Annotated in this window: 12 protein-coding genes; 4 read left to right on the top strand and 8 right to left on the bottom strand. The window is 50.7% G+C overall.

Features of this window, described 5'->3' with window-relative positions; translation table 11 throughout:
* Positions 1-311 precede the first annotated feature (311 nt).
* The gene (locus tag OGW16_RS16750) at positions 312-917 is read left to right on the top strand and encodes a helix-turn-helix domain-containing protein (protein WP_043017374.1); all 606 of its coding nucleotides are present in this window, start codon (positions 312-314) and stop codon (positions 915-917) included.
* Positions 918-958: 41 nt separating this feature from the next.
* Here OGW16_RS16750 and OGW16_RS16745 read toward each other — a convergent pair whose 3' ends face one another.
* From OGW16_RS16745 to OGW16_RS16735, 3 genes are all read right to left on the bottom strand, one after another.
* Positions 959-2,332 (bottom strand): HlyD family type I secretion periplasmic adaptor subunit, encoded by a 1,374-nt coding sequence (locus tag OGW16_RS16745; RefSeq protein ID WP_075145706.1) that lies wholly within the window; start codon positions 2,330-2,332, stop codon positions 959-961.
* The gene (locus OGW16_RS16740; RefSeq protein ID WP_286518635.1) at positions 2,319-4,511 is read right to left on the bottom strand and encodes a type I secretion system permease/ATPase; all 2,193 of its coding nucleotides are present in this window, start codon (positions 4,509-4,511) and stop codon (positions 2,319-2,321) included. The genes OGW16_RS16745 and OGW16_RS16740 overlap by 14 nt, the downstream gene beginning before the upstream one ends.
* 89 nt (positions 4,512-4,600) lie before the next feature.
* A complete protein-coding gene (locus OGW16_RS16735) occupies positions 4,601-5,944 on the bottom strand; it encodes a TolC family outer membrane protein (RefSeq protein ID WP_075145708.1) in 1,344 nt (447 codons plus the stop codon).
* A gap of 332 nt (positions 5,945-6,276) precedes the next feature.
* On the opposite strand from OGW16_RS16735, the gene OGW16_RS16730 reads away from it, so the two are divergent.
* Together OGW16_RS16730 and OGW16_RS16725 are read left to right on the top strand one after the other, a co-directional pair.
* Positions 6,277-15,366, top strand: coding sequence for a retention module-containing protein (locus tag OGW16_RS16730; protein WP_286518634.1), 9,090 nt, complete (start codon positions 6,277-6,279; stop codon positions 15,364-15,366).
* A 62-nt stretch (positions 15,367-15,428) separates the two neighbouring features.
* Entirely contained in the window at positions 15,429-15,704 is a 276-nt protein-coding gene (locus tag OGW16_RS16725) for a hypothetical protein (protein ID WP_075145710.1), read from the top strand.
* Between the two features lie 83 nt (positions 15,705-15,787).
* Here the strand turns inward: OGW16_RS16725 and OGW16_RS16720 are convergent, their stop codons facing one another.
* The 5 genes from OGW16_RS16720 to OGW16_RS16700 are packed head-to-tail and all read right to left on the bottom strand — an operon-like array spanning position 15,788 to position 22,421.
* Positions 15,788-17,722: a bifunctional diguanylate cyclase/phosphodiesterase gene (locus OGW16_RS16720; RefSeq protein ID WP_286518633.1), complete on the bottom strand. Its 1,935-nt coding sequence runs from the start codon at positions 17,720-17,722 to the stop codon at positions 15,788-15,790.
* Positions 17,723-17,731: 9 nt separating this feature from the next.
* Positions 17,732-18,370 (bottom strand): cysteine protease LapG, encoded by a 639-nt coding sequence (gene lapG, locus OGW16_RS16715; protein ID WP_052128084.1) that lies wholly within the window; start codon positions 18,368-18,370, stop codon positions 17,732-17,734.
* Positions 18,371-18,426: 56 nt separating this feature from the next.
* Complete coding sequence (locus OGW16_RS16710; RefSeq protein ID WP_233602720.1) at positions 18,427-19,287, bottom strand: transporter substrate-binding domain-containing protein; 861 nt, start codon at positions 19,285-19,287, stop codon at positions 18,427-18,429.
* A 16-nt stretch (positions 19,288-19,303) separates the two neighbouring features.
* On the bottom strand, positions 19,304-20,236 hold the full coding sequence (locus OGW16_RS16705) for a transporter substrate-binding domain-containing protein (RefSeq protein ID WP_181231126.1): 933 nt from the start codon (positions 20,234-20,236) through the stop codon (positions 19,304-19,306).
* Positions 20,229-22,421 (bottom strand): putative bifunctional diguanylate cyclase/phosphodiesterase, encoded by a 2,193-nt coding sequence (locus tag OGW16_RS16700; protein WP_100194774.1) that lies wholly within the window; start codon positions 22,419-22,421, stop codon positions 20,229-20,231. The genes OGW16_RS16705 and OGW16_RS16700 overlap by 8 nt, the downstream gene beginning before the upstream one ends.
* A gap of 611 nt (positions 22,422-23,032) precedes the next feature.
* On the opposite strand from OGW16_RS16700, the gene OGW16_RS16695 reads away from it, so the two are divergent.
* Entirely contained in the window at positions 23,033-25,225 is a 2,193-nt protein-coding gene (locus tag OGW16_RS16695; RefSeq protein ID WP_181231127.1) for a sensor domain-containing phosphodiesterase, read from the top strand.
* The last annotated feature ends 24 nt before the right edge of the window (positions 25,226-25,249 follow it).

The raw sequence follows: 25,249 nt of genomic DNA, 5'->3' as shown, positions 1-25,249 counted from the left end.
AACTTTTTAATGAAAATAAACCATATATAAATCAATTGATTGTATCTTTTTGGCTATGTTGCAAAGAACAGAAAGATGAAAAAATATCGACAAAGATGATTGCCATTAATTCTTTATGGACAGCGCCCTATACTGCCTGGCACCACCACGCGAAAAGAGCAGAAGCCTGAACGCGTCAACGGCACCAGGGAATGTTGGTGGTAGATGTAGAAGGGAATAAATGTCAGCTTGTTTGCAGGCTGACATTTATTTTTCGTGCTAAGTAAATTTATCCTCATTTGACAAAGCCTTAATTTGCGGTAGAGAGTCCTATGTTCCAGAAAGAAATTGAAAATGCTGTAGTGCTCGTTGGCGATGAAATGAAGAAGTCAGATAATGCCTGGCTGTCGTTACGTAAAAAACGTCAGCGTATTGATTTGAAGATTGATGGCAATATCTTATTTCTGGAGAAAGGGACTGTCTCTGTTTATCGCGTGGAAAATGATTTAGTCACGGTGAGTATTTCTGCACCGGCTATTCTCGGTCTGCCACAAATGCGTACGGAAGTGGCCGGACACTATTTACGTTGTGACACCGATTGCGAGATGTGGGCGATGAGCGTACAAAACGCCGATCTTCTGTTTACCGCTAAAAACTTATGGAAGCAGGCGTTTGATATCTTAACGCACCATCTTCAACGTTATTTCCAGCGCGAGGCGTTGCAATCGCACCGCACTATTCGCGAGCAGATTATTGAACACGTGAAATATATCTGGGCAATGCAGCCCGATGTCCGAGAGAAAACGTCCGTGTATACCTTTATTTTGACCCGCAATCATATCTCACGTAGCGCCATCCATAAGGTGTTACAGGAGCTGGTTAATGACGGGAAAATCACCCTGAATCGCGGAAAACTTTCCTTTTGCATGCCGTTATAATTTCTGCGCTCCCTGACAATAATGAAAGGGAGCACAACCGATCAACGTTCTCTGAGTGCCTCCGCGCGTGCGCGAATAATCGGTTTTAACAAATAGCTCAGAATCGTTTTCTTACCGGTGAGAATATCGACGCTCGCCACCATGCCGGGAATGATAAGCATCGGATGCTCTTTTGTTCCCAGGTAGTTTTTGTCCGTTTGCAGGCGCACAACATAAAAGCTTCGCCCCTGCTTGTCGGTCACGGTATCTGGGCTTATCTGCACCACTTCGCCTTGCAGACCGCCATAGATGGTGTAATCGTAAGCGGTAAATTTCACCATCGCATGCTGGCCTGGATGGAGGAAGGCGATATCGCGCGGTTGTATTTTGGCTTCGATTAACAGCTTGTCATCCAGCGGTACGATTTCCACCAGGTCGCTGCCCGGCTGAATGACGCCACCGATAGTGTTCACCATCACCTGCTGAACGATACCGCGCACCGGTGAGGTGACCATGGTCCGATTCACCCGGTCTTCTAACGCTTTTACGCTGGCCTGGGTTTTGCTCAGATTGGTACGCGCCTCGTTGAGCTGGGCCAGCGCATCGCTCTGGAAACGGCCACGGCTTTCACCGATTTTATTCTCAATCTCTTTAATTTCTGATGCGGCCTTGGGCAGCGACAGGCTAATAGAATTGAGCTGCCCGGCGGTTTCTACTTCGGTACGATGCAGGCGCAGCAGTTCGACTTTTGAAATGGCGCCTGAGGCGAGCAGCGGTTCGGACATTTTGATTTCCTGACGGATTAACCCAAGGCTGTGCTTAAACTGATCCTCCTTCGATTCAAAGTCGCGCAACTCCTGTTTTTTCTGCACCAGCTGTTCTTCGAGCCCGGATATTTCGTTGTGAAACTGCTCCCGGCGGCTGTTGTACAGCTCGGTTTCTCCCCGGGCGACATCCGGCGCCTGGCTGGCTATCTCTGGGGAAATAATAAAGTCGCGGTTCTCAACTTCCGCCGTCAGGCGTTCTACCTTGGCGCGCAGACCGAGCTTATCGGCTTCAGTTTCGCCAACGTTGGAGGCGAAACGCGTGTCATCGAGGTGCAGTAATGGGGTTCCGGCGTTAACGATTTGCCCTTCATGCACATATAGCTCGGTGACAATCCCCCCTTCCAGGTTCTGTATTTTTTGCAGCTTAGATGAAGGGATTGCCTTACCTTCGCCGCGCGTAACTTCATCAATTTTTGCAAAGCCGGCCCACACGAAAGACAAAACCACCAGCGCGAGGATCGTCCACAGCGTCAGTCGTATTACTCTCGGGGCGTCATCAATAATGGCCTGGCTGACCTCATTAATACTGTCGGTTTGATTTTCATCACGGCCGCGAAAGTAATGCTGTAAGTAGCGGCGGGCTCGAGCCAGGAAATCAGCGAGATGCATTAATCTGCCCCTTTTTCAACGCATCCATCACTACCGCTTTCGGGCCGTCTGCGATGATGCGTCCTTTATCAACAATAATCAGACGGTCAACCAGCGACAGCATGGAGGCGCGGTGCGTGACCAGTAATAACGTTTTTCCCGCGATGCAGGGAGCCAGCGCGTGTTTGATCTTCTCTTCGCTGGTGTTGTCCATCGAACTGGTGGGTTCATCCAGTAGCAGGAGAGGGGGATCCAACAGCAGCGCGCGCGCGAGCGCCACCGCCTGCCGTTGACCGCCGGAAAGCTGAGAGCCGCGCTCACCGACCTGTAGGTTATAGCCGTCAGGATGCAGACGGGCGAAATCGTTGACGCCTGCCAGTTCTGCCGCTCGCAGCATGGTTTCGTCGTCGACATAGCGCGCCCCGCACAGCAGGTTGTCGCGCAGCGTGCCGTTGAACAACTGGATGTCCTGCGGCACGTAGCCGATGCTGTGGCGCAGATCGTTCACATCCAACTGACGAGAGTCGATACCGTCGATCAGCAGATTCCCGGCGCTCGGCTGGTACAAATTGACGATAAGTTTACTCAGTGAACTTTTACCGGAACCGCTGCGTCCGATAATGCCGATGCGCTCACCGGGCTGAATGGTCAGGTTTATTTTGTGCAGCGACAGGGTTTGTTGTTCCGGATAGCTGAAATCCACATCGCGAAATTCAATGCTGCCCTGTAACTGTTCCCGCTTGAGCGGATTTTCATCCGCGCGACGCTCCTGCGCCAGCGACATCATTCTCTCGGTATTTTTGATGGTGAGCTTCGCCTGCTGATAGCGGGCGATAAGGCCGGTAAGCTGGCCCAGCGGCATCAGAGCGCGACCATTGAGCATGTAGCAGGCGATCAAACCACCCATACTCAGCTTACCGCCGATAATCATGTATACCCCGGCGATGATCATCACCACGCCCGAAATTTGCTGGAACCAGCCGGTGAGGTTGCTTGCCAGGCTGGACAAGGTTTTGACGCGCAGTTCCAGACGACTCAGGCTGCCCAGCGTCTGTTCCCACTGGAACTGGCGTTCACTTTGGGCATTGTTCACTTTGATGGCATCCAGGCTGCCCAGGGTTTCAATCAGCAATGCCTGACGTTCGCTGGCGAGGCTCATGGTTTTTGCCACCGCGTCGTTGACCGGTTTTTGCAGCGCCCAACTACACAGCAAGGCAATCGGCAATGTCAGTATCGGGATCCATGTCAGCGCGCCGCCGATAATGCCGGTAACGATCAGCAGCAATAGGGTGAAGGGCAGATCGATAATCGTCGTCAGCGTGAGCGATGAGAGGAAATCACGTAGCGACTGGAATTCATGAATGTTTTGCGCAAAGCTCCCCACCCGCGCAGGGCGCTCTTTCATCTCCATGCCGGTAATGCGTTCAAACAGGGTCGAGGAGATGATGAGATCGCTTTTTTTACCCGCAAGATCCAAACAGATACCGCGTAGCATTTTCAGGATCAGATCAAAGATAAAGGCCAGACAAATCCCCACCGCCAACACCCACAACGTGACCGTTGCCTGGTTTGGCACGACGCGGTCATAGACGTTCATGGTAAAAAGCGGCGTGCCGAGCGCAATCAGGTTGATCAGCAGGCTGGCCAGTACCGCATCCATATACAGAAAACGTGATAGCTTCAGCGTGTCTTTAAACCAGGATTTGGTACGTGGCAGGAAGGCTTCCGCCTGCAAATCGAATTCATGACGCGGATGCGCAAAAATGACTTTACCCGCATAGTTGCGCTCAAGCGTGGCTAAATCGACGCAAATTTCTCCACCTTCGCTTTCGCTGGGCATAAAGCGGGCGCTGCCGTCATCGTTCCATGCTAACAATACGCCGGTTCCGCCAGCGTTCAATAACAACACTGCTGGCAAAGACATTGCCGGAATTTTATCGAGCGTGCGCCTGACGACTCGCGCTTTCAAACCGGCTCTTGCCGCCGCGCGTGGAAATATATTCAGCGTGAGCCGATCGTTTTCTAATGGCAGACCGCTGCTGAGTGTTGAACGACTCGCCGGTTTACCATGCAGAGAACACAGAATAAGTAAGCTATCTAATAACGGATCGTCATTATGGCTACGTGGGTCGTGATATTGAGAACCTGGCGGAACATAATTCTCGGGGACGTCATTTAATAATTCGGCTTGTGCACTCATTTTCGCAACCATTCTGACCGTACACGGTTAAATAATAGCAAGCTTATAATAAGCATGTAGGTCAGAGATTTAATGGGTATTAATAATTATTAATTAAGTTCCGGTAAACTATTTTCTTCTGCAGAATCTACCGGTTGCCCTGACGGCGGCGGTGTGATTTTTAGAATATTCATTAATTCACCGGTGCGTTCGCTAATTCGATAGCCGCTGGTCATTGCCAGATAACGTAATTCAACAAGGCGACGTTTAGAGGAGAACACTTCATTTTCACTATCGAGTAAATCCAGCAGGGTACGTTCGCCAAGACTGAATTGATCCTGATAAGCCGTGCGCACTTTGACGCTTCGGTCGGCATATTCTTCTGCAGAAGGAAGCTGGGCGCGTGCGTTTTGCAGCGCTGTCCAGGCCAGGCGCAGCTCCTGATTCAACTGGCGAAGCGTGTTATTGCGCACATCCTGAGCCTGCTTGTGCAGATAAGCGCGGGAGTTCATATTGGCTTTGTCGCTGCCGCCCTGGTACAGGTTGTAATGCAGTTTAACCATCGCCTCCCATTCTTCGGTGTGTGCGCGGGTGGTATCGGTGTTGTTGCTAATCCCGCGGGAAAGCTCTACGTCTACGCGTGGGTAGAAAGTTGATTTCGAGGCCTCATATTGCTGGTGCGCAGCTTCGATATCCGCATTGGCGGACTTCAGTAATGGATTATTTTTCTCCATTCGGCTTTTGGCTTCTTCCAGCGAGGTCGGCAGCTGAGAGTCAATGCTCTCTGGCTGGCTTAAGCCCTGCGGATCCATGCCCGTTACGCTGACAAAGGTGGTTTTCGCGTCTTCCAGATTGGTCTGCTCGGTCAGCAGATTGTTACGCGCCTGGGCCAGACGCGCTTCGGCCTGCATAAAGTCTCCGGAGCGACCAACGCCCTGATCGGTACGCAGTTTTATCTGGTCGTAAATGCGCTCATGATTCGCCAGATCGTCTTCTGCAAGGCGCACAAACTCTTCGCGTTGCAGCACATCGAAATAGGCCTGAATTACGGCATAAGCGGTACTTTCGCTGGTGTTCATTACGCCGTAGGCGCGCGAGTCAACGGTCGCTTTTTGCCGCGCCACTTCGCTATTGGTGGCAAAACCGTTGAACACATTTTGCTCAAGGCTGAGCGTCGCTTCGTTAGGCGATTGAGTCAGACCGTTATTGCGACCTGCCGCGCGGGTAGTCGCATCATCAACATTTTTGCGCCCGGCTTCTGCGTTCAGATTCAGGGACGGTAAATAGCCGCCTTGTGCCGCCCGCAGTTCTTGCTCTGAGGAATAACGGCTATTTATTGCGGCATTAACTTCTGGATGATTCGCTAATGCTTCTTTAACGGTATTTTGTAAGTCTTCTGCAATTGCTACATTTATTGAAAAGCACGAAAGCAGAAAAACTAAAAACTTCTTCATGACATGAATGCCTTATATCTCACGGTTATGACATCCAGTTGTCGTCGCTATCATCCATTTTTACAAATGCGTTATATTAATTAACAAATATGAATTATCTTAATTAATGGCTGTTATCAGCTATTCGACGACATGTTTTGTCACATCGTGTTTTATTTTTGGTTATTTTTTATTATATTCATTTGCCAGTCAAGTCTCATGTAATTGCATTCAATAAAATGTGTTTTTTTCTACATTGAGATATTAATGTTTACATTAAATTAATGTGATATTTGTTCGTTAATATATTAGCGAGTTTATAAAAATAATGATGATATTTAAGTGAGGTTACGGTGAGCAAATTACTCGGTGTGATCAAAGCAATCATTGGACAGGTTTACGTTGTTGATGCCAATGGCGCACAACGACAGGTTCATGAAGGCGACAGGGTATATAGCGGTGAAGAAATTGTGACCGGCGCCAGCGGCGCGGTAAGCGTCTCTTTACCTGACGGAAAAACGCTGGATATCGGGCGTAACAGCCACTGGGGCGAGCATGGGTTACAGGCCAGCCATAACCCGGAGAGTAGTGCCCAGGATATTGCCGCCGCACAAAAAGCCATTGCCGAAGGCGCTGATCCGACGCAGGTGCTGGAAGCCACCGCTGCAGGTAATGAAGCGCCGATAACATTAGAGGGCGGCGGAGGCGGTCATACTCTGGTGCAGCTTGAATTGACCGGGCAGGTGGTTGATCCGACAGCAGGTTTTAACACTCAAGGTCTCGGTAGTCCGGGCTGGGATATCAATCTGCCGATAGGAGGCGTGACCGAGGGCTCCGCGAATATTTTCCCGCCAGAAGTGCAAATTACCGAGTTTGCCGGCAACGATGATTTTATTAACAAAAGCGAATTTCACCAGACCCATTTAAGTGGCACCAGTAATCAAAATCACGTCACGCTTACCTTCACCGATAGCCAAAAAAACACATTCACCGTAACTGTTCCGGTTAACAACGGGCACTGGAATATTGCTACCGATCTGGCAGGACTGGTACCTGGAAATGTAACAGTTGTGGCAATCGCGACCGATGTGACGGGACGGACGGCGGAAAGTTTTGACCATGCGCTGATTGATATTACTGGACCAAATATCAGCATTAGCGTTGAAAATGTCACGCCGGATAACCTCATAAACTTCGAAGAGTCACGCCAACCGCAAACGTTAATCCACGGGATTGTCGGCGGTGATGCAAGGCCTGGCGATCTCATTTCCTTACTGGTCGATGGCCGGGAATATACCGGCGTTGTTACCGACCCGGGAACAGGGACTCTGACTTATACCATCCCGGTGCTGACTCAGGGATTATTGAATGACCCGAATATTCACGCCACGTTAACCTCTGTCGACGATGCCGGAAACAGCACCACGGTTTCTACCGATCATCACGTCAACAACGATCTGTTTGCGCAAAATGCCGTGACCATTGAAACGGTGGCGAATGATGATGTCGTCAACGCCAATGAGTTTCGTATGCCGACCGTTATTTCAGGCGTTGCCAGCGGTGATGCGAAAGCGGGCGATCCGATAACGCTGACTATTCAGGGCAAAGCGTTTCACGGCACGGTTTTCGACGATCATGGTCAGCTACGCTATGAAATTGTGGTGCCTTCCGCAACCCTGAAGGAAGGTGCGAACGATGTGCAGGTGACGCTGGTCAGCCATGACGCTGTAGGTAATGAAGCCACCGCCGTAACGCATCGCACTGTGGTGCTGGATACTCAGGCGCATAACGCGCTGTCCATCGACAATGTGACCGACGATAACATCCTGAATCGTGTAGAGCTGTATATGCGCAATCAGGTGATTTCCGGCACAGTGAGTGGCGAAGACGCCAAAGTTGGCGACCCGCTGCAACTGGAGATTAACGGTCATCAGTACCACGCTCAGGTTATCTCCCTTGGCAATAACAGGCTGGGATACCGTGTTGCGGTGAGCTCATCTGACTTTGCAAATAACAGCACGCCGGTTGATGGTAACGTGGAAGTGAAGGTTACAGTCACCTCTCACGATGCGGCGGGCAACCTGGCGATTGCCACCGATACTCACAGCGTACACATTGATAATCTCGCGACTAATCAGGTCAACATTGGCGCGGTAGCGACGGACGATGTGGTCAACGCTATTGAAAACCGTATGACCACGCTGATTAGCGGCGTGGCGGGCGGTGATGCCAAAGCGGGCGACGCGGTTGTTGTTAGCGTGCAGGGGCTTAAATTTGCCGGAACGGTGGTCGATGATAACGGCCAGATGCGTTACGAAGTGGCATTACCGAAAGGGACGCTGCTGGAAGGTAAAAACGATGTGGTGGTGACCCTGGTCAGTCACGATGCGGCAGGTAACGAAGTAACGGCGATCGCGCACCGTACCATCATGCTGGACACTCAGGCGCACAACTCTCTGACAATTAATGATGTAGACAGCGATAACACCCTGAATCGGAGTGAGCTGTACTCACGTAACCAGGTCATCTCCGGCTCCATCGGCAGCAATGAAGATGCTAAACCTGGCGATCCGGTTCAACTCGAAATTAACGGTCACCAGTACCGCGGGGAGGTTATCGATTTAGGCAACAATACGCTGGGCTACCGTATCACGGTAGACACTTCAGACTTTGCCAACAACAGCGTACCGATTGACGGTAATGTGGAAGTGAAGGTCATGGTTACCTCTCACGATGCGGCGGGTAACCTGGCGATCGCCACCGACACCCACAACGTGCACATTGATAACTTTGCCACCAACCAGGTCAGCATCGACGCGGTAGCGACGGATGACGTAGTCAACGCCATTGAAAACCGCATGGTAACGCTGATTAGCGGTGCAGCCGGCGGTGATGCCAGAGCAGGCGATGTGGTCACTGTTAGCATGCGTGGGCAAAACTATACCGGAACGGTCGTTAATGATAACGGCCAGTTGCGCTATGAAGTTGCACTGCCGAAGACGGCCTTGCTGGAAGGCAAAAATGAGGTGGCGGTAACGCTTGTCAGCCATGATGCGGTGGGGAATGAAGTTACCGCTCTGGCGCATCGCACCATCACGCTGGACACGCAGGCGCATAATACTGTCCGTATACATGACGTCACTGTAGATAATGCGTTGAATTATCAAGAGCTAACGGCGGCTAAACAGACGATTACCGGTTTTGTTGGCGGTGAAGATGCGAAGGTCAACGATCCGGTCCTACTGGAGATAAACGGCCATCAGTACAGCGGTAAGGTGATTGATTTTGGCCGCGGAAAACTGGGGTACAGCATCGATGTAGACTCGTCTGCATTCGCCGATAACAGCGGTCATGTGCTGACGAATGTGAAAATTACCGCAATGGTGACTTCTCATGACGCCGCGGGTAACCTGGCGATCGCGACCGATTCCCATAAAGTTCATATCGATAACTACGCGGAAAACACCCTCAAGATTGACGCAGTGGCGACGGACAATGTGGTCAACGCCAGTGAAAACCGGATGCCCACCATTATTAGTATCGTAGCCGGTGGCGATGCCCGGGAGGGGGATGCGGTAAAAATAAGCGTTCATGGGCAAGACTTTAACGGCACGGTGGTCAACGATAACGGTCAGCTACGCTATGAAGTGGTTCTGCCGCATGGAACCTTGCATGAAGGTAAGAATGCGGTAGTTGCGACCCTGCTGAGCCATGACGCGCTGGGCAACGCAGTGACCAGTGAGTCGCACCGGATTATCACGGTTGATACTCATGCGCAAAACGCTATCTCACTGGATAACATTGCCACGGACAATGTCATTAATTTCCAGGAACTGTCTGCGGCAACACAGCGCATTACCGGCATCGTCGATGGTGAAGATGCGAAAGTTGGCGATCCCATTCAACTGGACGTTAATGGTCATCAGTACGCAAGCCAGGTCATTGACCTTGGTCACGGGCATCTGGGTTACCGCATTGATGTGGACTCATCAGCCTTTGCGAACAATAGCGTCCATGTGTTAACGGATGTCGATGTGCATGTCACTGTCACCTCTCATGATGCGGCGGGTAACCTTGCCATCGCTACCGATAGCCATAAAATTCACATCGATAATTTTGCCAAAAACGAGGTAACGACTGATGTAGTGGCATCGGATGATGTGGTGAACGCCATTGAAAACCGCATGCCGACGCTGATTAGCGGTATCGCGAAAGGTCTGGATGCCAAAGCGGATGACGTGGTGACTGTTCACGTGCAGGGGCAAAATCAGGACTTTAGCGGCACGGTGGTTAACGATCACGGCGTTCTGCGCTACGACGTGTTTGTTCCAACAGGTGTGTTGCAGGAAGGCAGCAACGACGTGATGGTGACGCTGGTTAGCCACGACGCTGCGGGCAATCAGGCGGTAGCGGTAGAGCATCGAACCGTTACGCTGGATACGCAAGCGCAAAGCACCGTCACTATTGATAGCGTCACTGATGACAACAACCTTAACCATCTTGAGCTGGATACGCCGATGCAGCTCATCAGCGGTAAGGTCGGCGGTGATGCGCAGGTTGGCGATGCGGTGATCGTAGAAATCAATCACCAGACGTTTAACGGCAAGGTGATTGATCTCGGGGGCGGTCACTTAGGTTATCAGGTCCCGGTCAAATCAACGGCGTTCAGCGATAATAAAGGCCTCCAGGATAAAAATGTGACCGTGAGCGTCACGGTTATCTCCCACGATGCGGTTAAAAATGAGGTCATTACCACCGCAACCCATGACGTCCATATTGATAACCATGCCGGGGCCAGAATTACCGTTGATACGGTGGCGGGCGATGACAAGCTGAACGGCGCAGAAGCCGCGAAACACCTCACTGAGGTGATGGGGACGGTTGGGGGCGGCGATGTGCATGTCGGGGATAAAGTTCAGGTTATCGTACATGGACATACCTACGAAACAACCGTTCAGCGACTCCCGGAGCATAACAATGCGCTGGGATATAAGCTGGACGTTCTGAGCCGCGATCTGGTCAAAGACCCGCATATCGTGGCCCGCGTAGTCGGCGAAGATAATGTGCATAATTTCCAGAAAGCGGAGATATCGCACGATCTGGTGGTTGATTTACATGCGAAAGCCATGCTGACAATTGATCCCGTCACTGGCGACAATATGATTAATGGCGATGAATCAAAACAGCCATTCACCTATGTAACCGGGAAAGTGGCTGGGGATGTTCATGTCAATGACGTCGTTTACCTTACTGTGAATGGTCACGTCCTGACGGGGAAAGTGAGTGACGTAGGAGGCGGGGTTCTCGGCTACAGCATTAAAGTCAGTACTGCCGACCTGATCTCCGATCCGCATTTAACCGCGACGGTGAGCACCACCGATGGCGCGGGCAACCCGGCTACGGCCAATGCAGAAACCACCGTTATTATCGATACCCGTGTCGATGCGCAGATAACCATTGACGCCGTGACGCCGGATAATACGCTGAACCTTGCTGAGCAAATGCATGGCTTTACGATAGTGAGCGGCTCGGTGAGCGGTGAAGTTCATCCGGGCGATCCGTTCACCATGACCATCAATGGACACAACTATTCTGGCGTGGTGGAGGATCGCGGTAATCAGCAGATGGGCTTCCACGTTCCCGTTGCCACGGCCGATCTGGTTGCCGATCCGCATATCGACGTCACCATGGATATCACGGACGATGCCCTGAACCATGCGCAAATTACAGCGCATCATACGGTTACGCTGGACGCTGAAGCGAAAGCCTCAATCACTATCGATCCGGTAACGGGCGATGATGTATTGAATCAGATTGAATTAGGGCAAACCACGACGATCGTCAGCGGTACGGTCGGTGGCGATGCAAAAATTAATGATGTGGTGCACCTGAATATTGGTGGCCATACGGTTGATGCCACCGTGGTGGACCTGCCAAATCTGGGAACGTTGGGTTACGCCATTAAGGTGGATACCCAGTGGCTGCAAAACGATCAGCATATTACTGCAACCATCACCACTACCGATGCGGCAGGTAATAACGCGACGGCAGATGTGCACAGTACCGTGGTCATTGACGATAAGATTGACGCGATTGTGCATATTGATCCGATCTTCACCGGTAGCGGTGGTGGGGTGATTAACCACGACGCAGCCCTTAATCCGCAAACGACGGTTACGGGTACGGTGGGAGGCGATGTCAAAATCGGCGATACCGTTGAGTTGACCATCAATCATCAGATCTACTATGCGCAGGTGGAAGATCACGGCGGCCAGCGGGCTTTCAGCACTAAGGTGTCGACTCTGGATCTGCTTATGGATCCGAAGATTCATGCCGAAGTAACGGCAAAAGATGACGCAGGCAATATTGCACACGGGCACGATGACATGCCTGTGATGGTTGATACCGTTGCAGATGCCGGGATAACGATTGACTCTGCGATGTCTCAGGGGGGTCAAAGCCTCAATCCGCACGGACGTCCCGAATTCATCACGGTAACGGGGCATGTTGATCCAGACGCACAGTCTGGCGATGTGGTTACGGTCGATGTCGGCGGCGGCCAGTTGCAAACCAATGTGATCACGCTGCCGGATGGAAAGCTGGGTTACACGTTTAATGTTGTTTCAGGGGCCTGGCATGATGACGGTAATATCACGGTATCCATCACCACTCATGATGATCATGGCAATACGGCAACGGCGGTAGAACATAAGTTTATTGACCTTCCATGGTTAGGCAATATCGCTGTTCCAGCCAATACTCCTTATGGTATGCACACCCCGTCGACAACAGGTACTGGCACCACACCGCCGCACCAACCGACCGTGCATCTCACCGTTGATAAAGTGGCGGGCGATGACGTTCTCAACCACGATGAAGCGCAAAAAGGAACCACGGCAATCCGAGGTCTGGTCACCGGCGACGTTCAGGCCGGGGACGATGTTATTGTCACCATCAATAATGTGCAGTACTCCGGGCACGTCATGACTATCCCGACGATGCCGGGGCAACTGGCATACGAAGTGGATGTGCCGACGAGTGAACTGCAGGCGCATCCAACGTTTGATGTCTCTGTTACGGCGGGGATTGCGACAGACTCGGTGCAGAAAACCATCACCATCGACACGGATAACCCGCTGCAGATAACGATGGATAAGATTGCCGGTGATGATGTTATCAATGCGGCGGAAGCGCAAAGCGGTAAAACCACCATCAGCGGTACGGTAAGCGGTGAAGGGATTCATGACGGGAGCGTGGTGAGCCTGCAGGTTAATGGCAATACGCTGACCGCGTTAGAACATGATGATAAACACGGTCACTGGGCCTGGTCGACGAAGGTTAGTATCAACGACCTGCATAATGATCCGGATGTTGTCGCGACGGTATTGGCGACGGATGCTCATGGCAATCAGGGCAGTGCCTCCGCCAGCAGCCATGTCGTGGTCGATCTGAGCGCTAATGCTGGCGTGACGATTGATAAAATTGCCGATGACAATGTGCTTAATGCGCAGGAGTCGCAGCAGCATAAGATGACCGTAACGGGGTCGGTCTCAGGAGATGTGCACCCGGGCGATAAGGTGACGCTGACGGTTAACGGCAACCCTTATGCGGCGACTGTCGATAATAATCATCACTACAGCGTGGATATCTACACCCAAGACCTGCTGGCCGATAGCGCCATTGTCGCCACCGTTACAGGATATGACGATCACGGTAACGTGCAGCCAGCCAGTTTCAAGCAGGGCTATTCGATTGATCAAACGGCAGGCGGCAGTGTGACCATCAACACCGTCGGCGGCGACGATATTATCAATGCTGATGAAGTGAAAGGCGGTAGCGTTGAGGTGAGTGGTACGGTGGATGGCGATGTGCATCTCGGTGATAAAGTCGACATTCTCGTCGATGGCGTCACGGTACATACGCGAGTCATTGAGCTGCCGCATATGAACGGACAGCTGGGCTACAAAGCGATGGTGAGCACGACAGGACTGCAAAACGACCCAACTATCCATGTGAGTGTGCAAGGACAGGATTCGGCGTTGAACCCAATGCATGCCGTGAACGACAAAACGGTCACTATCGACACGCATGTCGATGCCAGCATCGTGCTGAATAAGGTGTCAGTTGATGATGTGCTGAATAATGAGGAAACTCAGCATGCGAAAACCACCATCAGCGGCTATGTGACCGGGGATGTGGACGTCGGCGATCAGGTGACTATCACAGTTAACGGTAAAGATCTGGTCGCTGATGTGAAAAATAGCGGCGGTCAGAAGGTCTTTAGCGTAGATGCCAGTACGATTGACCTGCTTCACGATCAAAAGATTCTCGCTCACGTTATCGCCCATGACGACGCCGGTAACCGTGATGAAATCCATACCGATAAGACCATTACCATCGACAGGGCCGCTGCGGGAACGATGGATATTGATAATGTCACCCAGGATAACGTTCTCAATTATCAGGAACTCCAGGGCGCGACGGTGAGGGTAACCGGGCATCTTGGCGGTGATGTGGATGTGTGGGATTCGATCAAATTAAACATTGGCGGTCAGGAATTTACCGGTTCGGTAGATACGCTGAGCAATGGCGATCGGGTTTATCACGTTGATGTGGACAGTCATGTCATGGAAGTGAACACCACATTTTCGGTGGAGGTCAAAGGCCATGATGCGCCGGGCAATCCGTATTCAAAGACAACGTCCCACAGCTATTCGGTTGATCAACAGGCAGACGCCACGCTTATCGTCGATAAAGTTACCGGGGATAACCATATCTCACGCGCGGAATCACAGCATACCGTCACGCATATTACCGGCAGCGTGAGCGGTGATGTGCATGATGGCGAGCATATTAAAGCGCTGGTAAATGGTCACCAGTACGATGCCATTCTTCATCAGGGCAATAATGGGCTGACCTATGACATTGAGGCCGATACCTCCGCATTCCGTGCAGGTCATAACCGGGTAAACGTATTGGTTGAGGCGCATGATGACCACGGCAATACTACGCCTTATAGCCAAACGCTGAACGTGACGATGGACGATCCCACGCCAGTGAAAGGACATACGGTGGATAAAGGGAATCATGCTGCGATGCAACATGCGCTGCATAACCTGTTCGATGACAATGCATTGTCTCTGTCTTACGCGCCAGCAGCAACCGGGCACGGCCAGGCGACAGCCGTGCTAAGCGCTGACGATAAGGCGAAGGGCGTACTCGAAAAAGTCGATCTCAGCGATCTGGCGCGCGAACTGCATGAAGGCGTAGATATTGCGAAGTACATTCAAAGCGGCGGCGATCATCACTTGATCGCCAGTCCGGCAAAAGTGGCGCATGGAATAGATACCGCGCTGTCTGGTCCGGCAAGTAGCGAGATGCATTCTCCGACCTACTCGTTAGATCACCTGATTGCTAAACCCGATCAAAACCACACCCACTAACGATTGCCTGCTGCCCTGCGTAAACAGGGCAGCAGCATCTTGCAAAATGAAAAGGCATTGATATGAATTCTGATTCATCTGCTGCAAACGTGCAGGCAGAAGGCGGGGCAAAAAGCCCGGAAAATGGCAACCAGCAGGCTTTAGCGACGTTGCAAAAAAGCGACCTCGAGATGGTGCGCGTGCTCGACGATCTGATTTACCTGTTGATGCGTAAAGGCGTGATTGCCATTACCGATCTCCCGCCGATGGCGCAGGTTAAATTATTGAATCGTGCGAATGCGCGCCAGGAACTTGGCGGGTTAGAACAACTACTAGGCGGTGATGATCGTATTTTTTAGCTGACGCAGGCAGTGAGTTTGTTGGCCGGATAAGCGAAGCGCCATCCGGCAATATACAAGCGTCTCAAGACTGCCTGCTTTTATCACAGCGGCGCGGGTTCACCTAATAATTGGCCCATTGCGCCATCAATCCCTAACTCCTGCAATACCTTCAGTTCGCCTTGTGTTTCAACCCGTTCGGCAATGAGCGGCAAGTCAATACTGCGCGTGGCGCAGCATAACACTTCAATAAATAAACGCTTATCGTTTTCTTCATCAATATTGCGGATATAGCTGCTGTCGATTTTCAGGTAAGCAAGTCCCCACTGTGACAGATGGCCGATCATATCGAAACGACTACCGAAGTGTTGCAGACCCAGCGCGCAGCGGTGCTGACTGACGGCTTTAACAAACGCCGCCATTTGATAAGGGCCTGGCAGTTGGTTCTCATCGAGTTCCAGAATCAACTGACTGGCTAATTTCGGTGAATAGCGCAGTGGAGTGAGTAGGTCAGCAATGGCGGTCGCACTGGCGACAGAGCTCCCGGAGATACTCAATGCCAATTTTCCGGGCGCGGTTTTCAACTGATTCAACGTCAGTTTCAGCATCACTTTATCGAGGCGTTGGCTCCAGCCAAAGCGGTGGATCCACGGCAGGAATCGACCGGCGGTAAGGGTATTACCTTGTTCATCAATGATGCGCGACAGCACCTTGTAATGCAGAATTTTGTCGGGCTGGCGGCAATCGACCACCGGCTGATAAACCAACTGGAACTGCTGGTTTTCCAGCGCATGCTCCAGACGAACAAACCACAAATGCTGATCTTCTGTACTCGCAGGTACCTCTGCGGTGGGAACGACCTGATGATCGGTGCGCGTTTCGGCTTCTACCAGCAGGCGATCGGCCTGAATCAGCAATGACTGGGCGTTATCCCCGGCGCTAAACGGTACCATGCTGGTGTAGGCCACCGGCTGTTGGTCTGACATCCCGGTGGCGTAAAAGGCCGTCAGCTTTTGGCCGAGCGAATGGGACAAGTCCAGCATTTCACCGTGGGTCACGCCAGGACATAGCAGGGCAAACTCACCGCCGCGAATTCGGGCCAGCGTACTGTCGAGAGAGGCATATTTTTCTTTATGCGCGTTCAGCAGGTTGGCGATATTGAGCAACAGCTTATCGGTATGTGGTCCGCCAAAACGCTGATTCAGACCGCCCAAATCCTGAATGCGGACCAGCAACAGATATCCCGGCGCGGTATCGGCGTCGCTTAGCCGCGCCTGAAGCTGCATATCGAACGCCCGGCGGTTGGCAATTCCAGTCTGGCTGTCGAGATAAGCCTCATTGTGCAGACGTTCGCTGTAGATAGCTTGTTCTTCAAATAACGACTTGAGCTTCGCAGCCATCAAATTCATAGCGCCCACAACGCGGCGCAATTCTGGCGTTTTGGGTAACTCGTGGAGCGTCAGAAACTCGCGGCGGGTAATCGCTTCCGACTGCTTTGCCAGATAATTGAGCGGGCGTAGCAGCTTGCGCAGCAGTAGACTACCGGCGATTAAACAGGCGAGGCTGCAGGACAGCATCCACAACAGATTACCCAGGGTATTGTCCCACAGACGCTGTACGGCAAAGATAGGATCGCTGGTCACTTCAACCCGTGCAGCCTGCTGCCAGCCGCGCATAATCGTTGCCTCACCGGTTTGCGGAGTGACATCCACCAGATCAACGAACCAGCCGGGGACGTCGGGAATAGATGACGCAGCGCTGCGCTCAAGCATCATTTTGCCGTTTGCCAGGTCGACGATGCGGATTTTTTTGTAGTAACCGCTATCGAAAATAGAGCTCACCATCAGCTCGATCATTGCCGGGTCGTTGACGTTGGGCGTCAGCGAAACGCCCAGCGCCGTTGCCGCATCCTGGGCATGTGAAAGAAGTTGGTTATTGGATTGATTGCGGGAACTCTCCAGCGTCACAATAAAATTGCCGCTGAATACAACCATCATAAAGAGAGAGATTGCCAGAAGTAACTGTTTAAAAAGAGACACGGGCGATTCCTATTTATCCATCGGGAAGCCTTCTTCCCGCATTTTGGTGAAAACTTGCTGCCAGCGAGATAGCCTTTTGCTGTCCCCAACACGTTTATTGTTCTGATTGCCGGGAAGCCAAAGGCCAGTGTTGTTAAAGGAGTAGACGGGTAATAAATCCATGCGCTGCGTAGCAGGTGAAATCGTGCTGGTCAGGCTGTCGAGCACCAGAGGAATCGCCTCAGGGGTGGCGTACCAGGTCAGCACCATGTGCGCGCGGTTTAAGCGCAGGGCTTTAACGTAAGTGATGCGTAGCTTGTCTTCGGAGACGCCCAACTGGCGGAGGGTGAAATATTTGGCGATCGCGTAGTCTTCACAATCCGCTTCACCTTTGCGCAGCGACTCAATGGGAGTGGCCCAGTAATCCACGCTGTGCCAGGCATCAATGTCTTCGGTATAACGGATTTTATCGTTAAAGAATTGATTTACGGCGCGTAATTGCGTTTGCTCGTCGGCACTGCGCAACGTAAGCAAAAGCTGTTGCCAGGCGCGGATCCGTTGTTGCGCCTCTGGCGTTGCCGGGCCGTAAAGCGCATCAGACTTCTGCTGAATACTGGCAAAATCCCAGGCCGCACGTAGCGAATGGACCGATAGCAGCAACAGCAGCATCCCGGGGATTTTCCACAGGCGAAGCAGGCGGTGGCGTAAGCTGTTGCTGATAATGTTCAATGGTTATGCTGGCAACTGCCTGGCGATGGATTTTTCATCTTTTCGCAGGTCCAGGGAGACAACCACTTTTTGCGTAATTGCATATTGGTCGGCGAGGCAAAAAAGTCCTTCAGCGTACCATTAACAAACGCCACAAACTGCGGATCGTTTTTCCTCATCATAATGGCATAGTGCATATCGTTACCGATGCTCTGTGCTGAGACGCTGAACAGTTCGGGTTGCTCGCTATGATTAATCAGCGGCCAGGCGAGAATATCATCAACAAAGAACGCGGCGGATTCATTATGCGCCATCTTCTCAAATGCACCCTTTATGGTAGTGCTGGTAATCGTTGAAATATTAAGATGTTGCTCTCTGTTTGCTTTATTAAATTCCAGCAAATCTTTTGAGCTTCCGGTCAGACTCACCGTGCGTCCTTTAAGATCGGCAATTGACTGGATATTATTTTTACGCAAAGAGATGATGCGCATCTTTGCGGTGTAATAGTTGTCAGAAAACGACACGCTGGAGGTTCGCTCCGGCGCATTGGTATTTACGCCACAGTCCATATCTATTTTACGCGTGTTTAATGCGGAGAAGCGTTCGGCAAAATTCACGGGAATATAATGAATGGTTAATTTGTTGAGCTTCAGATACTGGCGTAACTTATCGGCAATCATGTTACATACCGCGATGGTATACCCCGTGACCTTGCCACTGTTGTCTGTAAAAGAGAACGGCGGCAGCTGGCGATAACCCACGTTTAGCACGCTGCTGTTCTGAATGTGGTCGAGCGTCGCAGCGTTCTGTTGCGCCATCAGCGCGGGGGAAATGACGATGCCTGCCAGTAACAACAGCCATTGCACCGTGCGCTTCATCCTTGTCATCTCACGATTAATTATATTTTTCATAATCAAAACTGATCTTCTTTTTAGCTGCGGTTAATGCTTTCAGGTTGTCTGACATGGGGATGTTTAAATTAATAGCTTGCGGGGCAATGGGAGACAGAAACCATTTATTGTACAGCGCAGTAAATTCGTTGCTGGTCATCAGGGAAGAAAGCGTGGCATCAACGAATTCTTTAAATTCTTTATCGTGTAACGGCAGTAACAAGCCTGCCGGTAGTGGAGCGCTAAGCGCAATGTTGGAAAGTTCGTAGTCTTCAGGGTTAGGTGTTTGCGCAATCATCCCTTTCAGTAAAACGGTGCTGGAGATCAGCGCAGAATACTCGCCGTTCTTCAGTTCATTGAAGGCTGTAATGTTATTGGTATCGAGCTGAATATTAATATCCAGGTCATTAGCGGCATTCACTTTTTGCAGTTGTTCAACGTAAATCGTACCGCTTTTTACCAGCACGCTATGTCCCGAAAGTTCTGCCAGACTGTCATTACTTTCATTTTTACGCATCACAAAGCGGGTGCTTGAAAAGTAAAACGGCAGTGAAAATTCGCTAATAGTGTGGCGACTTTTCGAATAAAAGGCAGGTATACACATGATGTCTGCCATGTGGTTTTTAATCAGTACAAACTGCGATGCTGAATTGGCTTTTACCCACTTTACATTCAGCTTTTTAAGCTGAAGTTTTGTCTTGAGCGCGCTGACGATACTGTTGCAGATATCGATAGAGTAACCCGCAGGGCGGTTGCCGTTCTGCCAGGAAAAAGGAAACGCATCATCCTGATAACCAAGGGTAATGGTTTTTGTAGTCGCGATCTGCTCCAGCGTGTGCAGTTGCAACTGAGTTCCCGCTAAGCATGGCGTAGCCCCAACCATCAGCAGGGCAACCGCCATCAGCATGCGTTTTGCCAGGCGCAAGATGTCAGACATGGCACAGTCCTTCTTCACTGACCTCTGCGGCAAACGCGGCAAGTACCTCACGTTCACGCAGCGGATAGCTAAAGAAATAGCCCTGTACATTCTGGCATTCAATGGCGCGCAAAATGTCGCGCTGCTGTGCGGTTTCCACCCCTTCAGCGGTAACCGACATATTGTATTTATGGGCAAACTGAATCAGCATCACAATCAAATACTGGCTGGCATTATCCTGCTGGAGCTTATCGACCAACGTGCGCGCGATCTTGATACGCGTGAAGGGATAGATCAGCAGATAGTCCAGCGCTGCGTAGCCGGTTCCTAAATCGTCCATCGCGATTTCGATACCCAGAGAACGGATCTCTTTCAGTACGGGTAAGGCGATCGATTTATCCAGTTTTTCTGATTCGGTGATTTCTATTTCCAGGCGTTCCGCTGAGATCTGGCTGATGCGTAACGCATCTTTAATCACGTCAACCAGTCCGGGGCTGTGCAACTGGTAGGCCGAGATATTAACGGCAACTCTGACATGCTCTGGCCATTTGGCTGCGGCTTCGCAGGACTGGCGAATAATCCATTCGCCTAAACGCACAATCAGGCCGGAGCTTTCGGCGATATTGATAAAATAATCGGGATAAATCAGTCCCTTAGTGGGGTGATTCCAGCGGATCAGCGATTCGTAGCCATAGACGCTTTCATCTTGCAGATTAATAATCGGCTGGTAATGAAGTTCGAACTCCTTGTTATCAATACCATCGATAATTTCCTGATTAATGAACAGGCTGTGGGTTTGCATCATCACCATGCCGTCTTCGAAGAAGTGGTAGCAACCCCGGCCATGATGTTTAGACGCGTACATGGCAAGGTCGGCATTGATCATGAGCGTTGAGGTAGTATTCCCCTGCCTGGGCGCGGTGGTAATACCGATGCTACAGCTGATAGAAAAAGTATGAGAACTCCAGGTAAACGGGGTGCTCAGCGCGCGGATGATACGCTTCGCCAGCCGATTCGCTTCTTTGATGGCGTTGTCGTCGACATGTTGCAGGATGGCGAATTCATCACCGCCCAGACGCGCCGCAATATCGTTGGGACCCAGCAATAACTGCAGACGTTGGGCAACGCTGATTAACAGTTCATCGCCCGCTTTATGGCCAAAGGTATCGTTCACCGGCTTGAAGTTGTCGAGGTCAATCAACAGCAGATTGAACGCTCTGTCCTCCAGATGCAGTTCACTAACGCGCTTATCCAACGCCTGGCCGAACGAAACGCGGTTGGGTAATCCGGTGAGTGAATCATGATGGGCCATATGCTCCATCTTCTGCGACATTTCATGCATGCGTTGCAGATAGCCACGCTCTTTCATCGCGACGCGCAGTTTTTCAATGGCCCCGGCCAGATGCCCAATTTCGTCATCCTGATCAAGATAGGGGGTTATGCAATCCGTCTCTTCATGGGCGATGCGGGTGAGGGAGTTTATCAGCAGCGGAACAGGACGGAACAGGCGGCGCATAAACATTGTGACCAGGGCCAGCGTCACCAGTAAAATCAGAACAAAAATGATACTGCTCTTTTTAAGCATCGCGTCGTAGGTGGCATACAACTCGCTTTTTTTACCGATGCTGCTTATCAGGCTCCCGAGGATCTCACCAGAAGGCGTCAAAATAGGTACGGCGCTGATAAAGCACTCTTCGCCATTAATCTGGGCGAAACCAACATAGTAATTGACCAGCACATCGCGCGGCAGGCGGCCTGAGAAGGAGATAATCCCTTCGCCATCTTCTGATTTGTTATTGATGCCAACGAAGCCTTTCTCCGGCGTATAGAGAAACAGCCAGGTGGGGCTGTGCGTCTGAACTGACGCCAGCGCCAGGACGTCTACCGGGTTATAACCGGTTTGCAGGATGGAGTCGGTATCGCCAATCTGTCTGTCGGAGACGATGCGGGATATCTGCCCCGCATCGCTGGTCTCAACCGAAACGGTGGTATACACGCTACGGATGATGTAGGTCATAATCTGCGCATTTGCTTCAGCTCGCTGTACCCACTGCTGATAAGAAAAGTTGTCTATCAGGCTCCAGTTAGTAAAGGCGCCAGCGCTAAAAGCAATAACGATACCCGCCAGCAAGAACTGCGTTATTTTGCCAGTGATGGAATGTTGCCACCCTTTTATTGCTTTAAGGGAAAACAGAGACTTTGTCACGGATTATGTTAATTCCTGAAAAGATTACGCGATACTAAATTTAATTTCTGTTATTACTTAATGGAATATTATTGTTGCAAACAAGTAGATGAAAGAGGTGAAACGTAATGACGTAACAAATAAATAACATTGAACCATGGTGAGTAATGACAAAAATACGGTATGCGAATATAGATAACGCTGCTCTTTTCGTCAACAGGCAAAAGTGTGCATAAAAATACATTTTTCGTTATGCCCTCGACAACATATTAATGTTGACATTAATGCTGTCCGCGAAGCTTTTTTGTGCACACTGGTTGGAGGTGCTAATGGCTTTTCACTGGAGTTCTTGTTTTTTTACGTGGCATCAATGAATTAGCTTTTATTTTATCAGGGAAGGACGTGGCATTATCCCTGCGGGATGTCCATTTTTGTCTATAAATGGGTATTTATTTCCTGATTTGATATGAATAAGATGCTCACTTCAATATAGAACCTTATTTTATTTTCTCAGTGCGCGGTCAATGTTGACAATTTTGCTATGGTGCATCGACTGACCCAAAAGGATTTGTTTGTGACATTCGAGTCTGGATTAAAGTCCTATTGGTATAGTGCATAGCGGATAAATTGATTTGGACGCAATAATAAATACAAACACGGTAAAAAACATTCGGGAATGGTGTCTGCCACTTGCGTTACCTGGCCTTTTTTACCCGCTGGCACAATATCTTAACGGTTACAGTATTATCAATAATACTATTTTAACAGTTTACGATCTCAAACTGGCCGTATTTTCTGCCGCATTAGTCTTGTTTGGTTTTCGGGTGATACCGGGATTTGTTCTGTTCCTTATCGTCATGTTTGCGATCGGCCCGCAAAACCAACGGGTAGATGCGTTGTGCCTGATCTTAGCTGCAACTTTAAGCTACGCCGCTTACCGCAGAGTCACGGGCAGACGCAGTTGCGTTAGCTTTGGTCGTATCAAAATCAGCCTTAATCGTCTGGTCTGGCTGTGTGGCTATAACGTCCTGCTGTATCTGGTGCTGGGTAAACTTTTTGCGATGATTGTCACCCATGGCCAACGACCAGATGTGGATAACTTTCCGGCGTTAAGTCTGGGTATGCTGGTACGCGTTCAGGGGAGCATCAACGGCTGTCTGACGGGTATCCCTTTATTTTACAAAATTTATCGAATCATCCGTCGACCATCTTTCCTGCTGACTTTCTGGCGGGCAATTGCTGCACAATGTAAAGGCAATATCAGCGCCTTTGGCGCTATTTCATGGTGCGCCTTACTCTTTTTGTTGATGTTCTTTTTAACATCACCGGACAATCTGAACGTCTTTTTCTCTCTCTATAGCCTGATCTTGCTGTTCCCGTTAATGCTGTGGGGATCCATTAAAATTGGTCATTTGTTCACCATGCTGGTGTGGACCATCGTGGTGATCATTTTAGGCAAACATAACGACAGTTATATCGCCAGCGATGTGGACTTCATTCAGCATCAGGCGCTGGTTTCAACGTTGATCTTTGTCTTTACGCTTACCATCGTGATCATGGGAGTGCTGGCCAAATTTACCCGCCAGCGATTTAACCAGGCGCTTCTGCTCGGCCTGACCGATCCGATGACGGGTATGGCGAATCTGCGTGCGCTGAAGACGGAGCTGTTTACGACTGAGCACGCGACGGTGTGCCTGATACAAATTCCGGAGCTGGAGCTGTTTTCGCGCCGCTATGGCTTTCATTTTCGCGCCCGCTATCAGAAGATCCTCGCCGACCATCTGCGCCAACACCTGGTTAAAAGCGAGAAAGTCTATTACCACGCGGGTTACGATCTGCTGATTCGGCTTGAAAATAGTACCTGGGAACGGCTATGCGACTTGTACCAGGCGGCCAATAGTTTTCGGCTTTTTTACAATAACCATCGGCTGGGTTTTCGCAGCGGTTTGGGCTATTGCCTGATTAACGATCTCAGTGATGACATTTATCAGTTGGTGGGGAAGCTGGGCATGGTGGCGGGTTTATCGCTGACCAACGGCAGGCCGGAAAACATTGAGGCGCAGCATAGCCGGATCCTCGGCAACCACATTGTCGATAAAACGGAAATTCGCACCGCGCTGCAAAATGCGCTGGATAACAACACGTTTGTGCTGATGGCGCAGCCAATCGTCAGTACCAATGGTGAAGCGCCGTATCATGAAATATTGATCCGCATGCTCAACGAACGGGGGGAATTTATTCCTCCGAACAGCTTTCTGCCGGTTGCTCATGATGCGGGGCTGGCGCCTGATATCGATCTCTGGGTTATCGAAAATACCCTGAAATTTATGCGTAACCATCCGCAGCGCTGTTTTTCCATCAACCTGGCGCCGGTGACGGTATGTCGCTCCAATATTATCGCGAAGTTCACCCAGCTCCTGCACGATTACGCGGTGGAGCCGCAGCGAATTATTTTTGAGATAACGGAAGCCGATACGCTTTCAGACAAAGAGCAAACCGTGGAAACGCTTCGTTTAATACGCCAACTGGGATGTCGGGTAGCCATTGATGACTTTGGTACCGGGTTTGCCAGTCATGCCCGCCTGATGAATATCGAAGCAGACATTCTGAAGATCGATGGCTCTTTTATTCGACGGATCACCGAAAGTGAAATCAGCTATTACATCGTCGAGTCATTCTGCCGCGTTGCCGAAATGAAAAATATGCAGGTTGTCGCCGAGTTTGTTGAAAACGCTACGATTCAGGCGTGTCTGGAAAAAATGGATGTGGGGTGGTTACAGGGATATCACATTGGCAAGCCTACGCCGCTGCTTTCGCTGGAATAAGCAGAGCGCGAACTTCTTATGACC

Source organism: Citrobacter sp. Ce104, from assembly GCF_030334595.1.
Taxonomy (GTDB): Bacteria; Pseudomonadota; Gammaproteobacteria; order Enterobacterales; family Enterobacteriaceae; genus Citrobacter; species Citrobacter europaeus.
Note: the sequence above shows the minus strand (reverse complement) of the source record. Positions and strands in the feature narration are given on the sequence as shown.